Origin of the sequence: Dyella sp. S184 (genome assembly GCF_009766065.1) — a bacterium.
Taxonomy (GTDB): Bacteria; Pseudomonadota; Gammaproteobacteria; order Xanthomonadales; family Rhodanobacteraceae; genus Rhodanobacter.
In genome coordinates this window covers 320,975-335,523 of sequence record NZ_LMUE01000003.1, presented here as the reverse complement: position 1 = coordinate 335,523, position 14,549 = coordinate 320,975, and the positions used below count along the sequence as shown (strand labels likewise).

General features: G+C 63.5%; 15 protein-coding genes and 1 tRNA gene. 11 read left to right on the top strand and 5 right to left on the bottom strand.

Features of this window, described 5'->3' with window-relative positions; all coding sequences use genetic code 11:
• Positions 1-7: 7 nt before the first annotated feature.
• Complete coding sequence (locus tag GSQ75_RS09070; RefSeq protein ID WP_158754229.1) at positions 8-469, bottom strand: peroxiredoxin; 462 nt, start codon at positions 467-469, stop codon at positions 8-10.
• A 222-nt stretch (positions 470-691) separates the two neighbouring features.
• A complete protein-coding gene (locus GSQ75_RS09065) occupies positions 692-1,267 on the bottom strand; it encodes a glycine cleavage system protein R (protein WP_254058516.1) in 576 nt (191 codons plus the stop codon).
• 124 nt (positions 1,268-1,391) lie between these two features.
• On the opposite strand from GSQ75_RS09065, the gene dapA reads away from it, so the two are divergent.
• Both dapA and GSQ75_RS09055 read left to right on the top strand, forming a co-directional pair.
• A complete protein-coding gene (gene dapA, locus GSQ75_RS09060) occupies positions 1,392-2,288 on the top strand; it encodes a 4-hydroxy-tetrahydrodipicolinate synthase (RefSeq protein ID WP_158754228.1) in 897 nt (298 codons plus the stop codon).
• Between the two features lie 34 nt (positions 2,289-2,322).
• Positions 2,323-2,916: a hypothetical protein gene (locus tag GSQ75_RS09055; RefSeq protein ID WP_158754227.1), complete on the top strand. Its 594-nt coding sequence runs from the start codon at positions 2,323-2,325 to the stop codon at positions 2,914-2,916.
• A gap of 66 nt (positions 2,917-2,982) precedes the next feature.
• Here GSQ75_RS09055 and fdxA read toward each other — a convergent pair whose 3' ends face one another.
• Positions 2,983-3,306: a ferredoxin FdxA gene (gene fdxA / locus GSQ75_RS09050; RefSeq protein ID WP_077442435.1), complete on the bottom strand. Its 324-nt coding sequence runs from the start codon at positions 3,304-3,306 to the stop codon at positions 2,983-2,985.
• 132 nt (positions 3,307-3,438) lie between these two features.
• Positions 3,439-3,514: transfer RNA gene (locus GSQ75_RS09045), tRNA-Glu, on the bottom strand.
• Positions 3,515-3,665: 151 nt separating this feature from the next.
• On the opposite strand from GSQ75_RS09045, the gene pcnB reads away from it, so the two are divergent.
• From pcnB to panD, 5 genes are all read left to right on the top strand, one after another.
• Positions 3,666-5,024 (top strand): polynucleotide adenylyltransferase PcnB, encoded by a 1,359-nt coding sequence (pcnB, locus tag GSQ75_RS09040; RefSeq protein ID WP_158754226.1) that lies wholly within the window; start codon positions 3,666-3,668, stop codon positions 5,022-5,024.
• Positions 5,021-5,500, top strand: a complete 480-nt coding sequence (gene folK, locus GSQ75_RS09035; protein ID WP_158754225.1) for a 2-amino-4-hydroxy-6-hydroxymethyldihydropteridine diphosphokinase — start codon at positions 5,021-5,023, stop codon at positions 5,498-5,500. Before pcnB ends, folK begins: the two co-directional genes overlap by 4 nt.
• Before the next feature lie 54 nt (positions 5,501-5,554).
• Positions 5,555-6,385 carry a 3-methyl-2-oxobutanoate hydroxymethyltransferase gene (gene panB / locus GSQ75_RS09030; RefSeq protein WP_158754224.1) on the top strand — a complete coding sequence of 277 codons (831 nt, stop codon included), beginning with the start codon at positions 5,555-5,557 and terminating at the stop codon, positions 6,383-6,385.
• A gap of 18 nt (positions 6,386-6,403) precedes the next feature.
• A complete protein-coding gene (gene panC / locus GSQ75_RS09025) occupies positions 6,404-7,249 on the top strand; it encodes a pantoate--beta-alanine ligase (RefSeq protein WP_158754223.1) in 846 nt (281 codons plus the stop codon).
• A gap of 100 nt (positions 7,250-7,349) precedes the next feature.
• The gene (gene panD / locus GSQ75_RS09020; RefSeq protein WP_158754222.1) at positions 7,350-7,736 is read left to right on the top strand and encodes an aspartate 1-decarboxylase; all 387 of its coding nucleotides are present in this window, start codon (positions 7,350-7,352) and stop codon (positions 7,734-7,736) included.
• 49 nt (positions 7,737-7,785) lie between these two features.
• Here panD and queG read toward each other — a convergent pair whose 3' ends face one another.
• On the bottom strand, positions 7,786-8,883 hold the full coding sequence (gene queG, locus GSQ75_RS09015; protein ID WP_254058515.1) for a tRNA epoxyqueuosine(34) reductase QueG: 1,098 nt from the start codon (positions 8,881-8,883) through the stop codon (positions 7,786-7,788).
• Between the two features lie 15 nt (positions 8,884-8,898).
• Between queG and GSQ75_RS09010 the strand changes: the two genes are divergently transcribed.
• The 4 genes from GSQ75_RS09010 (at position 8,899) to mutL (ending at position 14,505) form a co-directional block, all read left to right on the top strand.
• Complete coding sequence (locus GSQ75_RS09010) at positions 8,899-10,398, top strand: NAD(P)H-hydrate dehydratase (protein ID WP_158754221.1); 1,500 nt, start codon at positions 8,899-8,901, stop codon at positions 10,396-10,398.
• A complete protein-coding gene (tsaE, locus tag GSQ75_RS09005) occupies positions 10,391-10,864 on the top strand; it encodes a tRNA (adenosine(37)-N6)-threonylcarbamoyltransferase complex ATPase subunit type 1 TsaE (protein ID WP_254058514.1) in 474 nt (157 codons plus the stop codon). The genes GSQ75_RS09010 and tsaE overlap by 8 nt, the downstream gene beginning before the upstream one ends.
• A gap of 195 nt (positions 10,865-11,059) precedes the next feature.
• A complete protein-coding gene (locus tag GSQ75_RS09000) occupies positions 11,060-12,631 on the top strand; it encodes an N-acetylmuramoyl-L-alanine amidase (protein WP_158754219.1) in 1,572 nt (523 codons plus the stop codon).
• Positions 12,632-12,690: 59 nt separating this feature from the next.
• Positions 12,691-14,505, top strand: a complete 1,815-nt coding sequence (gene mutL, locus GSQ75_RS08995; RefSeq protein WP_158754218.1) for a DNA mismatch repair endonuclease MutL — start codon at positions 12,691-12,693, stop codon at positions 14,503-14,505.
• Positions 14,506-14,549 lie beyond the last annotated feature (44 nt).

The window sequence follows — 14,549 nt, the reverse complement described above, 5'->3', positions numbered from 1 at the left end:
GAGTTGATCACTGGGCGGGAATGGCGTCGAGCACGGCCAGGGCGTGGCCGGGTACTTTCACCCCGCGCCATTCGCGAACCAGTTTCCCTGCCGGATCGATCAGGAAGCTGCTGCGCACGATCCCCAGGTGGCGCTTCCCGTACAACACCTTCTCGTGGATCACGTCGAATGCCTGGCACCAGACCTCGTCGGGGTCTGAAACCAGCGGAAACGGCAGCTCCTGCTTCGCGACAAAATTAGAGTGCGATTTTACGGAGTCGCGTGACACTCCGATGACCTGCGCATGGCGCTGGCGGAATTTCGGGTACAGGTCGCGAAAATCCTTCGCCTCGCTGGTGCAGCCGGGCGTGCTGTCCTTGGGATAGAAATACACCACCACCCATTGGCCTTTCAGGCTGGCCAGCTTCAATTCATTGCCGTCGTTGGTGACACCGTTGAGCGAAGGGACTTTCTTGCCAATTTCGGGCATGACTATTCCTGCGCAGCGGGAGGTCGCTGCGCACATTGATGAAAAGGAAGAGGATTTGGGAACCGACTGACGGTGAACACTGCGGGCGGCACGCAGAAGGCGATCGGATTGGATCGGCACACTGACGGCAATGCAAGGTTCCTCGGTAGTCCCGGGAGCAAGACTAGCGCGTGCAAGGCAGTGGATAACAGTACTTGTCAGCGAGACGTGATCGCGCGATCCTCAGAACTTGACTGGATCCATGATCGCATCCAGATTCAGGCCGTCGCACAGCTCCAGAAAGTCGTCGCGCAAGGCGGCGATGTGGATCTCCGCCGGAATGCCGATGGTGAACTGGGCCTGGAACATTTCCGCGCCGGTCTGCATCGCTTGGTAGCGGGTGGAATTCAGCTGTTCCACGCTGATGCCGTGCTGGGTGAAGAACTCCACGATGCGCGCGACGATGCCGGGCCGGTCGGCGGCCACCACCTCCACCAGGTACGGCAACAGGTGCGAGCTGTTCTCGCGTGGCCCGGTGCGGTAGTGCACCAGCCGCAGGCTTTCGTCGCGGGCCAGCTTGGTCACGGCGGTTTCCAGCTTGGCCAATGCATCCCACGCGCCGCTGGCCAGCAACATCAGGGATATCTCCGTGCCGATCGTCGACACGCGTGACTCGGAAAGATTGCAGCCGGCATCGGCGATGCGCTTGGCCAGTGCCAGCAGCGGCGACTTGTTCGCCGGCGTGAGCGCCTGGATCAGCAGCTGGTTATCGTTGCCCGGGCGCGCAACCGTGGCAGAAGAGACGGAAGTAGGTTTCAAAGGTTCTACCTGTGGCGTCATGCCGCTGATGCGGAAACGATGAGATTACTCCGATCGAGCTTACTTGCCCGTCTCGCAAGCCGGCAAGTAACATGCACGGCTTGATCTGGAGCGGAATCGAGTCTTGAACATTCGCGGAAGCATCTGCGCGCTGGTAACCCCGTTCGCTGCCGATGGCGCACTCGACTTGCTGGCGTTTGGTCGATTGCTTGACTATCAGCTTGCTGGTGGCACGCAGGCACTGGTGGTGGCCGGTTCCACCGGCGAAGCACACATGCTGGAGCACGACGAGTTCGATCGGCTGCTGGCGTTTGCGGTCGAACACGTGGCAGGCCGGGTGCCGGTGATCGCTGGTACCGGCGAGGCCGGCACGGCCAAGACCGTTGCGCTGACCCGTCGCGCCAGGGTGCTGGGGGCTGATGCAGCGCTGGTGGTGACGCCGTATTACGTGCGCCCGACCCAGGAAGGCCTGCGCCGGCATTTCCTCGAAGTGGCCGAACACGGTGGCCTGCCGGTTCTGCTTTACAACGTGCCCAGCCGCACAGGTTGCGACCTGCTGCCGGAAACCGTTGCCCAGCTGCGCGAGCATGCGGCGATCATCGGTATCAAGGAGGCTCGCGCTGATCGCGAACGGATTTCGGCGCTGGCGGAACTTGTTCGCGCGGATTTCGTCTATCTGTCCGGTGACGATGGCAGTGCCGGCGAAGCCATGCTGGCGGGTGCGGCCGGTACGATCTCGGTGGTGGCCAATCTGGCGCCGCAGGCTTTTCGGGCATTGTGCGATGCGGCTGTGGCTGGCGATCATGCCGCCACGGCGCGGTGTCATGCGATACTTGAGCCATTGGTAGAGGCGCTCAACTGTGCGCCGAACCCGATCGCGGTCAAGGCGGGCCTGCCATTGCTGGGGCTGGGTCTGGCGTTGCCGAGATTGCCCCTGGTTGAACTGAACGACGGTCCGGATCGCGCCCGATTGCACCAAGCGCTGTCCAGTCTGGCATCCTTGGCGACTGCGGCCGGCTGACCGGTTGCCTGATTTACTTACGGAATCCCATTACATGAAGAAAACCTCGCTTCTCGTGGCCTTGTCGGCCGTGGCCCTCAGCGGGCTGCTGCTTTCCGGCTGCGGCATGTTCCGCTCGCACAAGGCGTGGAACACCGCCCAGCAGGAATCGCCACTGGAGATTCCGCCAACCCTGGACCGCCCTTCCACCAGCGATGCATTGGTGATTCCGCCGCCAGGCGCGAATCAGCCGACCTCGAACGGTGCGATTGCCGGTGTGAATGGCGGCAGCGCCCAGATAACCGATGGTTTCGTCACAGCCGACAATGTCGACAATACCTACAGCAAGGTGGGTACGATATTGCAGGGTGGTAGCCTGGGTCAGGTCGCCAGCCATGACGATGCCACCCACAGCTATACGCTCAATGTGCCGAGTGCCATCGCGCAGCAGCAGAAGAAGAAAGGCTTCTTCAGCCGCATCTTCAGTCACGACAAGAGCGATTCCAGCAGTGCGTCGAGCGGTTCTTCGTACCCGGTGCAGGTCAGCATCGGCAGCAGCGGCACGAATGCCAGCGAGATTCGCGCGCAGGGTAATGCTGCGGCCGTGGCCAAGGTGATCGACACGCTGAAGTCGCACCTGGGCAAGTAAGCGCTCAAGCGCCATAAACAAGAACGCCGCCCTCGGGGCGGCGTTCTTGTTTATGAATGGTGGGATTCAGCGCTGCAGCAGCTTGAGCTTGTCCGGCTTGCCTTCCCAGTCCTTGGCGTCGGCCGGGCTGTCCTTGCGCTCCGTGATCACCGGCCAGTCCTTGGCCAACTCGGCGTTGAGCGCCACGAAAGCTTCCTGACCTGCCGGCACGTCGTCTTCCGGATAGATCGCGTTGATCGGGCATTCCGGTTCGCACAAGGTGCAGTCGATGCACTCGTCCGGATCGATCACGAGGAAATTGGGGCCTTCATGAAAGGCGTCGACCGGGCAGACTTCAACGCAATCGGTATATTTGCACTTGATGCAGTTGTCGATGACGACGAAAGTCATTGGCGGTCTTCGGTGGTTTTCATGAAGAGTGTGGCCATGGATGGCCGCTTCTGGTCTTCACACGTTGGCGAGGACTGCAAGCCGCCACCCGTCGCGCCGGCTGCCGCGATCACGGACGATCGCATAAACAAATGGTGCTCCCTACGAGACTCGAACTCGTGTTCCCGCCTTGAGAGGGCAGTGTCCTGGGCCACTAGACGAAGGGAGCGTTCTCTTGCGAGGCGCGTTAGTATAACGGAATTGTTTCGCCCGGCAATGCTTGGCATACAACGATATCTACCGTTCGAAGAACGCGCGGTGCCCGGCATCGCGACTCGTTGAACATCAGGGTGGCTTTGCCACACAAGGATTCTGACCGCTTGAACCTCGAATCAAGGACTGACATCACGCCAGCGCTGCGGATCATTCCGCGCGATCAGCACACCATTTCCCGTAAGAACATCAGCAAGGCGGCGCTGCGGGTGCTGTATCGCCTGAACGAGGCGGGCTACGCGGCCTATCTGGTCGGTGGCGCGGTGCGCGATTTGCTGCTGGGCCTGCAGCCGAAGGACTTCGACGTCGCCACCGATGCGACGCCGGACGAGGTGAAGAAGCTGTTCCGCAATTGCCGCCTGATTGGCCGGCGCTTCCGCCTGGCACACGTGGTGTTCGGGCCGGAGATCATCGAGGTGGCCACGTTCCGCGGCCTTGGTGAGGAGGGCGGCGAGGGCGACCGCCACATCGTCGATGGCCGTATCGTGCGTGACAATATCTGGGGCACGATCGAGGAAGACGCGATACGCCGCGACTTCCGCGCCAATGCGCTTTATTACGACATCAGCGATTTCTCGGTGCGCGATTACGTCGGCGGTATGCAGGATCTCGAGGATCGCGTACTGCGGTTGATCGGTGATCCGGTGACACGTTACCGCGAAGATCCGGTGCGCATGCTGCGCGCCGCGCGGCTGGCGGCCAAGCTGGACATGCGCATCGACGCTGCCGCGATGGCGCCGTTCGAGAGCATCGGGCCCTTGCTGGCCGATGCCGCGCCGGCCCGGCTGTTCGATGAATCGCTGAAGATGTTCCTGAGTGGCAACGGACTGAAGAGCTTCCGCATGCTGGAGCAGTGCGGCCTGCTGAAATTCCTGTTTCCGGTGACCGCGCGGGCGCTCAAACGCGGCGATGAAGCGTTGCGTTCGCTGGTCGAGCATGGCCTCGCGAACACCGATGCGCGCATCGCCGAAGGCAAGTCGGTCACCCCGGCGTTCCTGTTTGCGGTGCTGCTGTGGGGCGAGGTACGCGACGTGGCGCACCACTGGATCGCGCGAGGCCAGGACAGCAACGAGGCGTGGGCACGTGCGGCCGCACAGGTGGTGGGCGAGCAGTGCCAGCGGGTGGCGATCCCGCGCCGCTTCACCTTCACTATGGAGGAGATCTGGTCGCTGCAGCCGCGTTTCGAACAGATCCAGCGCAAACGGGTATTCCGCCTGATGACCCATCCGCGCTTTCGCGCAGCATTTGATTTCCTGCTGTTGCGCGCGGATGAATCGCCGGCAATGCGCGAGTTGGGCCAGTGGTGGGCGCATGCGCAGCAGTTGCCGCAGGAGGTGCTGGCGGCGGCGCTGCCAGCCGGTGGTGGTGGCAGTGCCAGTGACCACATGCCCGCGCCCGTGGCCAGCAAGGCATCGCGTCCGCGAAGGCGTCGACGTCGGCCGGGCGACAAGCCGGGTTCCATGTGACGCTGGCCTATATCGCGCTGGGCAGCAATCTGGACGATCCGCAGCAGCAGGTGCTCGATGCCATGGACAAGCTGGCGAGCCTGCCGGATACCCGTTTGCTGCGGCGTTCGCGCTTGTACCGGACGCCGCCGTGGGGCGTGCTGGAACAACCACCGTTCGTGAATGCAGCAGTGCAGGTGGATACTGCGCTGTCGGCGTACGCGCTGCTTGATGCGCTGCTGGACATCGAACGGGGCGCCGGCCGCGTGCGCGCTGAACGCAACGGACCGCGCACGCTGGACCTGGATCTGCTGCATGTCGAAGGTGTCCAGCTTGACGATGCCCGCTTGACCTTGCCGCATCCTCGCATGGTCGAGCGCGCCTTCGTGCTGCTGCCGCTGAACGATCTTGCACCGGCACTGCAGTTGCCCGGACAGGGCGCGGTGGCGGAACTGCTGGCACGGCTCGATCTTGCCGGTTGCGAAAGATTGCCTTGAGCCTTTCTCGCGGCGCGCCGGATAATCGACGCCTGCCATTACCCAGGAATCACCGTGTACGTGCAAAACGCCAGTACCCCCGAACGCAAGCCGGTGACCGTGCCAGGCCTGCACGCGATGAAGGCGCAGGGGCGACGCATCGTCATGCTGACCGCCTATGACGCCAGTCTTGCCTGGCAGCTCGACGCGGCCGGGGTCGACATTGCGTTGGTCGGCGATTCGCTCGGCATGGTGGTGCAGGGTCATGCCAGTACGCTGCCGGTGACGCTCGACCACATGGTCTATCACACCGCCGCGGTGGCCCGTGGGTTGTCGTCGGCCCTGCTGGTAGCGGACATGCCGTTCATGGCCGATCGCGATGTTGCGCATACGCTGGAGGCCGGCGCCCGGCTGGTCGGTGAAGGCGGTGCGGCGATGGTAAAGATCGAGGGCGCCGCAGCACACATCCTCGAGGCGATTGCTGCCCTGACTGCACGCGCGATTCCGGTCTGCGCACATCTGGGGCTGACACCGCAGTCGGTGCACAAATTTGGCGGCTTCCGCATCCAGGGTCGCGAGCAGGAAGCGGCCGATCACATCATGGCCGAGGCGCTGGCAGTGCAGGCGGCCGGCGCGGATCTGCTGGTGCTCGAGGGCGTGCCATCCAGCCTCGGCGAACGGATCAGTGCCGCGGTGAATATCCCAGTCATCGGCATCGGCGCCGGCCCGCATTGCGACGGGCAGGTGCTGGTGATCCATGACATGCTCGGTATCACGCCGGGCAAGCGACCGAAGTTCAGCAAGGATTTCCTGGCCGGTCGCGATTCAGTGGCGGCGGCCATTGCCGCCTATGCCGAAGATGTACGCAGTGGCGCCTTCCCGGCGCCCGAGCATTGTTTCAACTGATCAGCGAGTTAGCGCAGCATGCAGACCGTCCAAGATGCACCCGCCTTGCGCGCCGCCATCCGTGGCTGGCGCAGCAAGGGCCAGACGGTGGGTTTCGTGCCGACCATGGGCAACCTGCATGCGGGCCACCAGTCGCTGGTCAAGCTGGCGCGGGCGCGCACCGACCGGGTGGTCGCCAGCGTGTTCGTCAATCCTACCCAGTTCGGTCCGAACGAGGATTTCGAGCGCTATCCGCGCACCTTGCTGCAGGATCAGACGGCATTGACCGAGCAGGATTGCGACCTGCTGTTCGCGCCGGACGTAGCTACTCTTTATCCGTTTGGTGCGGAATACAGTGTCAGCCTGCATGTGCCGCAGATCACCGACATGCTGGAAGGCGCGCACCGGCCCGGGCATTTCGACGGCATGGCTACCGTGGTGTGCAAGTTGTTCAACCTGGTGCAGCCGGATGTGGCCGTGTTCGGCCAGAAGGACTTCCAGCAACTGAAGGTGGTCGAGCGGATGGTCCGCGATCTCTCGCTGCCGGTGATGGTCATGGCCGCACCGACCCTGCGCGCGGACGATGGCCTGGCACTGAGCTCGCGCAACCAGTACCTGTCCGCCGAGGAACGTGCACGCGCGCCATTGATCCACGACACCTTGCTGAAGATGCGTGAATTGCTCGGCAAGGGCCATGCCTGGCGTGCGCTGGAGCAGGTCGCCGCGGCACGCCTGATGCGTGCCGGATTCGTGCCCGATTACACGGTGATCCGCCGCGCCGAGGATCTGGCCGAGCCGGCCGAGGGCCAGCGCGATGGCCTGATCGCCCTGATCGCGGCGCGCCTGGGCAATACCCGGCTGATCGACAACTTGCTGTTCGATTGAGGCAGCCGCATATTGGTATGGGCATCGATGATGTTGCAGTGCAACGTCATCGGTTCGATAATTGCCAACTTTGCAGGGTGTCCCTGCTGGAAAGAACGTCATGCACCTGAACATGCTCAAGGCCAAGATCCACCGCGCGACGGTGACCCACGCCGAGCTGCACTACGAAGGCTCGATCGCGATCGACGGCTTGCTGCTGGATGCCTCGGGTATCCGCGAGTACGAACAGATCCACGCCTGGAACATCAACAACGGCAAGCGCTTCGTCACCTATGCGCTGCGTGCCGAAGAAGGCTCCGGCATCATCTCGGTGAACGGCAGTGCCGCGCATCGCGCGAAGCCGGGTGATCTGATCATCATCGCTGCTTTTGCGCAGCTGTCGGAGGCAGAGCTGGAGCAGTTCCAGCCGACACTGGTCTACGCTGATGCCAACAATGGCATCTCGCACACCAACCGCTCGATTCCCAAGCAGATGGCGGCTGCCTGATCAGGTTCCGCTGAGCCGTAGTCGTGGCGCCTGATCCATCGCAGGCGCCTCAGCGCCGATGTCTGTCCAGCGCCCACTGCACATGTTCGCGCACCACGTCGGAGGCATGCCCCTGACGGGACAGCAACGCGTCAGTTACTTCAGCGGATGAGGGCGCGTTGCCCAGCGCCACCGCGATATTGCGCAGCCAGCATTCGTAACCAGTGCGCCGGATCGCCATGCCTTCGGTGCGCTTGAGGAATTCCTCCTCGCTCCACGCAAACAGTTCGACCAGTCTTGCACCGTCGAGGCTGTGGCGTGGGGCGAAGTCAGGCTCGGTGGCTTCCTGCGCAAACTTGTTCCACGGGCAGATCAGCTGGCAGTCGTCGCAACCAAAGATGCGGTTGCCCATCGGTGCACGCAGGTCTTCGGGAATGCTGCCCTTGAGCTCGATCGTCAGATAGGAAATGCAGCGCTGCGCATCCAGCCGGTACGGCCCAAGGATGGCCTGGGTCGGGCAGATCTCGATGCAGCGGCTGCAGCTGCCGCAGTGCGCGCTGGCTGGCGTGTCGACCGGCAGTGGCAGATCGGTAAACAGTTCACCGAGAAAAAAGTACGAGCCGGCGTTCCGGTTGATCAGCACGGTGTGCTTGCCGATCCAGCCCAGACCCGCATTGCGTGCCAGCGCCTTTTCCAATACTGGCGCGGAATCCACATAGGCGCGATAGCCGAAGTCGCCAACCGCGCCGTGGATGCGTTCGGCCAGCTTCTGCAGCCGGTTGCGCATCAGCTTGTGGTAATCGCGGCCCAGTGCATAACGCGACACGTAGCCAGCTTCACCGTCTTCCAGGACGCCCCAGGCGTTGGCGGTGCCGGGCGGGATGTAATCCATGCGCACCGAGATGACGCGCCGCGTACCCGGTTCCAGTTCAGCGGGACGGCTGCGCCGGTTGCCATGGCGCGCCATGTATTCCATCTCGCCGTGATGGCCATGCTCGAGCCAGCGGTTGAGATGCTCTTCATCCTCGCCCAGGTCGGTGCCGCTGATACCGGCCTGGGCAAAGCCCAACTCAATAGCCCAGCGCTTGATGTCGCTGGCCAGCGCGGCGTAATCGGGATCGGTGGGGGCAGCAGCCGTGGGCATCTGCCTATTGTAGACGTGGGCCATGCCTATAATTCGCGCATGCCAACCTATCCGCATTACCGCGATCTCCATACCGTCGAACAGGTGCGTGTGATGGAGCGCGAGGCGCTCATTGCCTTGGGCATCTCCGGACATGACTTGATGCGTCGTGCCGCCAGCGCAGCATTGGGCAGCCTGCGTCGACATTGGCCGCAGGCCCGTCGTGTCTGCATCTGTTGTGGTCCCGGCAACAACGGTGGTGACGGTTTTCTGTTGGGTGTGCTGGCGCGCGAGGCCGGATTGCAGGTCGAGCTGGTGGCGTTGAGCGCGGTCGCGCACGGTGACGCGGCGCTGGCGCGAAGCGAATGGGAGCAAGGCGGCGGTCAGGTGCGCTCTTGGGATGCGGAATCCAGGCTGCCCGTGGCGGACGTGTTCGTGGATGCGTTGTACGGCATTGGTCTCAATCGTGCTCCTGAGCCGTCGGCCGCAAGGTTGATCGATGGCATGAATGCCAGTGGCAAGCCCATGCTCGCGCTGGATGTACCGTCCGGACTGAATGCAGATACCGGCTATTGCCCCGGTGCGGCAATCCAGGCCGAGGTCACCGTGACGTTTATCGTCGGCAAACGTGGATTGCACAGCGGCCGTGCGGCCGACCAGGTGGGTCAGCTGGAGTTGGCCAGCCTGGGCGTGCCTGACAGCGTTTACGCATGCGTGCAGCCGGATGCACAACTGCTGATTGCCGGTTCGATGCCGCCACGTGCCCGCTACGCCAACAAGGGCTCCAACGGACATGTATTGGTCATCGGCGGCGGCCAGGGCATGGCGGGTGCCGTGCGTCTGGCGGGTGAATCCGCCTTGCGCGCCGGTGCCGGGCTGGTCAGCGTGGCAACCCGTGCCGAGCACTTGCTGGCATTGAATGCCACGCGGCCGGAATTGATGGTGCACGCGGTCGACGACGTACAGGTGCTGGCACCATTGCTTGAGCGTGCCAGTGTCCTGGCACTTGGGCCGGGACTGGGGCAGGGCGATTGGGCCCATGCGCTGTGGCAGGCCGCGCTGGACACGAACAAGCCGCTGGTACTCGATGCCGACGGTCTGAACCTGCTGGCGCGCAAGCCGTGCACGTTCGCCGTGCCGACGGTGCTGACCCCGCACCCTGGCGAGGCAGCTCGCCTGCTGGGTATGTCAATAGCCGATGTCGAACAGGATCGCTTTGCTGCTGTGCGCGAACTGGCCCGGTGTTTTTCGGCGACCGTGGTGCTGAAAGGTTCGGGCAGCCTGATCGCGGATCCGGATGGACGTCTGGACGTCTGTCCGTGGGGCAATCCCGGCATGGCCTCAGGCGGCATGGGCGACCTGCTCACCGGCGTCATCGCGGCGCTGCTGGCGCAAGGCTGCACGGCGTGGCAGGCCGCGTGCCTCGGAGTGGGGCTGCACGCGCGCGCTGGTGATCTGGCTGCGCAAAATGGTGAACGAGGGTTGCTGGCCAGTGATCTGCTGGCGCCGTTGCGCCTGCTGGGTAACGGGATGTCGACTCACGGGAGTGAACGTGGCTGAGCGCTTTGTCACCGAACGACAGTGGCCGTTGCCCGACGAGGCGGCTACCGCTGCGCTGGGCATACGCGTGGCGGAGGTGCTGGACGATGGTCTGGTGCTCTATCTGCATGGTCCGCTGGGTGCCGGCAAGACCAGCTTTGCGCGGGCCCTGCTGACCGCGCTGGGCGTGGGCGAGCGCATCAAGAGTCCCACTTACAGCCTGATCGAGGGTTACGCAGCCAGGGAGCGAGCTGCCTGGCATCTCGACCTGTACCGGATTGCCGATCCGGGTGAACTGGAATGGCTGGGGCTGGATGCGTTGTCCGACCCGCTGGCCGTGGTGCTGGTGGAGTGGCCCGAACGCGGCGCCGGTGCGTTGCCGGTCGCGGATATGGAATTGCATCTGGACTACGCAGGCCACGGCCGCCAGGCGTCGCTGCGTGCGTTTACGGCTCGGGGCGAACAAGTGCTTGCGCGCCTGCCCTGATCGAACCGTCCTGATCGAGCTAAGTGCCGATTCCTCCTCGAGAAATTGATTGTTGCCGATTGTGGCAATGATCTGTTCGGAATGCGTGACTTGCGGTCGATAACTTGATACGGCCTGATGAATGGGCCGCAGGTTATGGATATTCAAAGGAAAATAGCCTTGCATTCAGCGAATGACTGCGCTTCAATGCGGCGCATGAGGGCTTACCTGAACAACTTGGGTGGATGGGCCGCCGTTGCGATTCTGGCGGCCGTACCTTTGTCTGCGGCGCGTGCCGCGGATCTGAAGGGTGCCCGTGTCTGGGCCGGCCCCGAGTACACCCGCGTGGTGCTGGATGTTGCCGGCCCGCTGCAATATACAATCAGCCAGACCGGCGGCCAGATCGTGGTGGACTTGCCCGACAGTCAGGCCACTGCTGCTTTTTCTGATCCGACTGCCCAGGGGCTGTTCCGCGGCATGACTCACGCCCGCAAGGGTGCCGGTCTCCAGCTGACCACCAAGGTCGACCCGGCGAGTCGCCTGAAAACCTTCGTACTGAAGCCGATCAGTGGCACGGATTACCGGCTGGTACTCGATCTCTATCCGGGCGATGGCAGCGCCACGAAGTCCGTCGCCATGACAAAGCCCGCGGCGATGACACAGCCAGCGCCTGAGGCGGTCACGCCAGCCGTGGAGCCAGTCGTTCAGCAGGACGTTTCGAGCAGCGTCGCGGTGGTGGAGCCGCAGCGGCGTGGCAGTTTCTCGCATAGCAGCCGGGTAGCCACGGAACAGGCGGCGGCGTTGCTGGGTGGTCAGCGCAGTGTCGTCGTATGTATTGACGCTGGTCATGGCGGCAAGGATCAGGGTGCACATGGCCCCGATGGCACACTGGAGAAGAACGTCACACTGGCCGTCGCGCGCGATCTGGCCGCGCAGATCAACCGTCAGCCGGGCATGAAAGCAGTGCTGACTCGTGATGGCGATTACTTCATCCCGCTCGAGCGGCGCTATCAGATTGCTCGCGAGAACAATGCTGATCTGTTTGTGGCGATCCATGCGGACTCCTACACCAGCGACGATGCTCAGGGCTCGTCGGTATGGGTGTTGTCCTCGCGCGGCAAGAGTTCGGTGGCGGCACGCATGCTGGCGGACAAGGAAAACAGTTCGGATCTGATCGGTGGTGTCTCGCTGGCTTCCGAGAACGACAGTCTGGCTTCGGTGCTGCTGGACATGCAGCAGGGTTGGGCGATGCAGGCCAGCCATGTAGTCGCCGACAATGTACTAAAGGCACTGGGGCAACTCGGCCCGACCCACCGCGGCTATGTCGAGAATGCCAACTTCGTGGTGCTGCGCTCACCAGACGTGCCGTCGATCCTGGTCGAGACCGCCTTCATCAGCAACCCGGATGAAGAGCGCAAGCTGCGCGATCCGGGGCACCAGGATCAGCTCGCCGAAGCGATCATGGGCGGCGTGAAGAATTATTTCGAATCCACGCCGCCGCCGGGTACCTGGTTTGCGGTGCAGGCAACGCGCCGCAATGGTTCGGCCACGGAGCTGGCCTCGGCCAAATCCGCCAGCGCCAACGACGGCACTGCGGCGACACTGGCCAGCAATGCATCGTCCCGTGCCGATGGCGGCATCAGCGACCTGCATCGGGTTGGTCCGGGCGAAAGCCTGCGCAGTATCGCGCGGCAATACGGCATCAGTGTCGATGCGCTGAAGAGCGCCAACCGGATCAACGCCGACACGGTGCGGGCTGGCACGGTGCTGACCATTCCGACCAGCTGAGTCGGGTTCCACGCATCGCGTAGCTTTCATGCCGGGTGCGCGTCGCTTAAGCTTGGCGGATGCCTGTCATCCGCTTGTTGCCCCCCGAACTCATCAATCAGATCGCCGCTGGCGAAGTCATTGAACGCCCGTCCTCGGTGGTCAAGGAACTGGTCGAAAACAGCCTGGACGCTGGCGCCAGCCGCATCGAAGTGGATATCGAGGCTGGCGGCGCGCGGCTGATCCGCGTGCGCGACGATGGCGGCGGCATCCATCTGGACGAGCTGCCACTGGCCGTGGCCTCACACGCGACCAGCAAGATCGGCAGTTTCGACGACCTGGAACACGTCGCCAGCATGGGTTTTCGCGGCGAGGCACTGGCTTCGGTATCGTCGGTATCGCGCTTTGCGCTGACCTCACGCGTGCGCGGCGAAGAAGGCGCATTCCGTATCGAGGTCGATGGCGGCAAGCTGCAGGCAGCGCGCCCGGCGCAGCATCCGCAGGGCACCAGCGTGGAAGTGCACGACCTGTTCTACAACGTGCCAGCGCGGCGGAAATTCATGCGCGCGGAGCGCACCGAGTTCGCGCATATCGACGACCTGCTTAAATCGCTGGCGCTGGCGCGTGATTCGGTGGAATTCCGGCTCAGCCATAACGGCAAGCCAGTACGCGTGTGGAAAGCCGCACGCGACGAACAGGCTGCACTGCAGCGGGTGGCCGAGGTGCTCGGCGAGGAATTCCCGGCACAAAGCCTGCGCATCGATCACGCCATGGCTGGCCTGCGCCTGTCTGGCTGGGTCGGTCTGCCGACGGCTTCGCGTGCGCAGGCTGACTCGCAGTATTTCTACGTCAACGGCCGGCTGGTGCGCGATCGCATCGTTGCCCACGCGGTGCGCCAGGCGTATGCCGATGTGTTGTTCCACGGCCGTCATGCCGCGTTCGTGCTGTATCTGGAACTCGATCCGGCCGGTGTGGATGTGAACGTGCATCCAGCCAAGCACGAAGTGCGTTTCCGTGAACAGCGGCTGGTACATGATTTCCTGTTCCGCACCCTGCACGAGGCACTGGCGCAGACGCGGGCAGGACTGAATACGTTGCCGACGACGGCGCCGATGTCTGTTTCGGGCGAGTCGTATGCGGTGCCCGCATCTTCTCCATCCAGCGCATCGGCATGGCCGAGCCAGTTCAGCCAGAACCGGCTTAGCCTGGGTGTGCGCGATGCACCATTGGCGGGATACGCCGCATTGTTCGGTGAGTCGTCAGCGCCATCGGTTGCGCATGTGCCGATGCCGGCGATGGAAGAGGGCGAAACGCCGCCGCTCGGATTCGCGATCGCCCAGCTGAAAAGCATCTTCGTGCTGGCCGAGAATGCGCATGGCCTGGTGCTGGTGGACATGCATGCGGCGCATGAGCGGATCACCTACGAAAAACTGAAATCAGGTCGGGTTGGCAGCAACCTGCGTTCGCAGATGTTGTTGGTGCCGCTCAGTGTCGCGGTCAGTGCGAAGGAGGCGGCCGCGGCGGAGGAGCATGCGGAGGCGCTGGCCGAGTGGGGCCTGGAGCTGTCACGCAGCGGCCCGGCGACGATCGTGGTGCGACGCATTCCGGCGCTGCTGGAAGGTGCGGATGTCGGTCAGCTCAGTCGTGACGTGCTGTCCGAGCTGGCCCAGCATGGCAGTTCACGGCGCCTGCAGGAGCTGGAGAACGAGCTGCTGTCGACCATGGCCTGCCACGGTTCGGTGCGCGCCGGACGACGCCTGACCATTCCCGAAATGAATGCCTTGCTGCGCGAGATGGAGGCAACCGAACGCTCCGGACAATGCAACCATGGTCGACCGACCTGGGTTCAGCTGAGCGTGGCCGAACTCGACAAGCTGTTCATGCGTGGCCGCTGACGACGCGGCTTGCCCTGTGTGCAAACGGACGGCCATACTCGGGT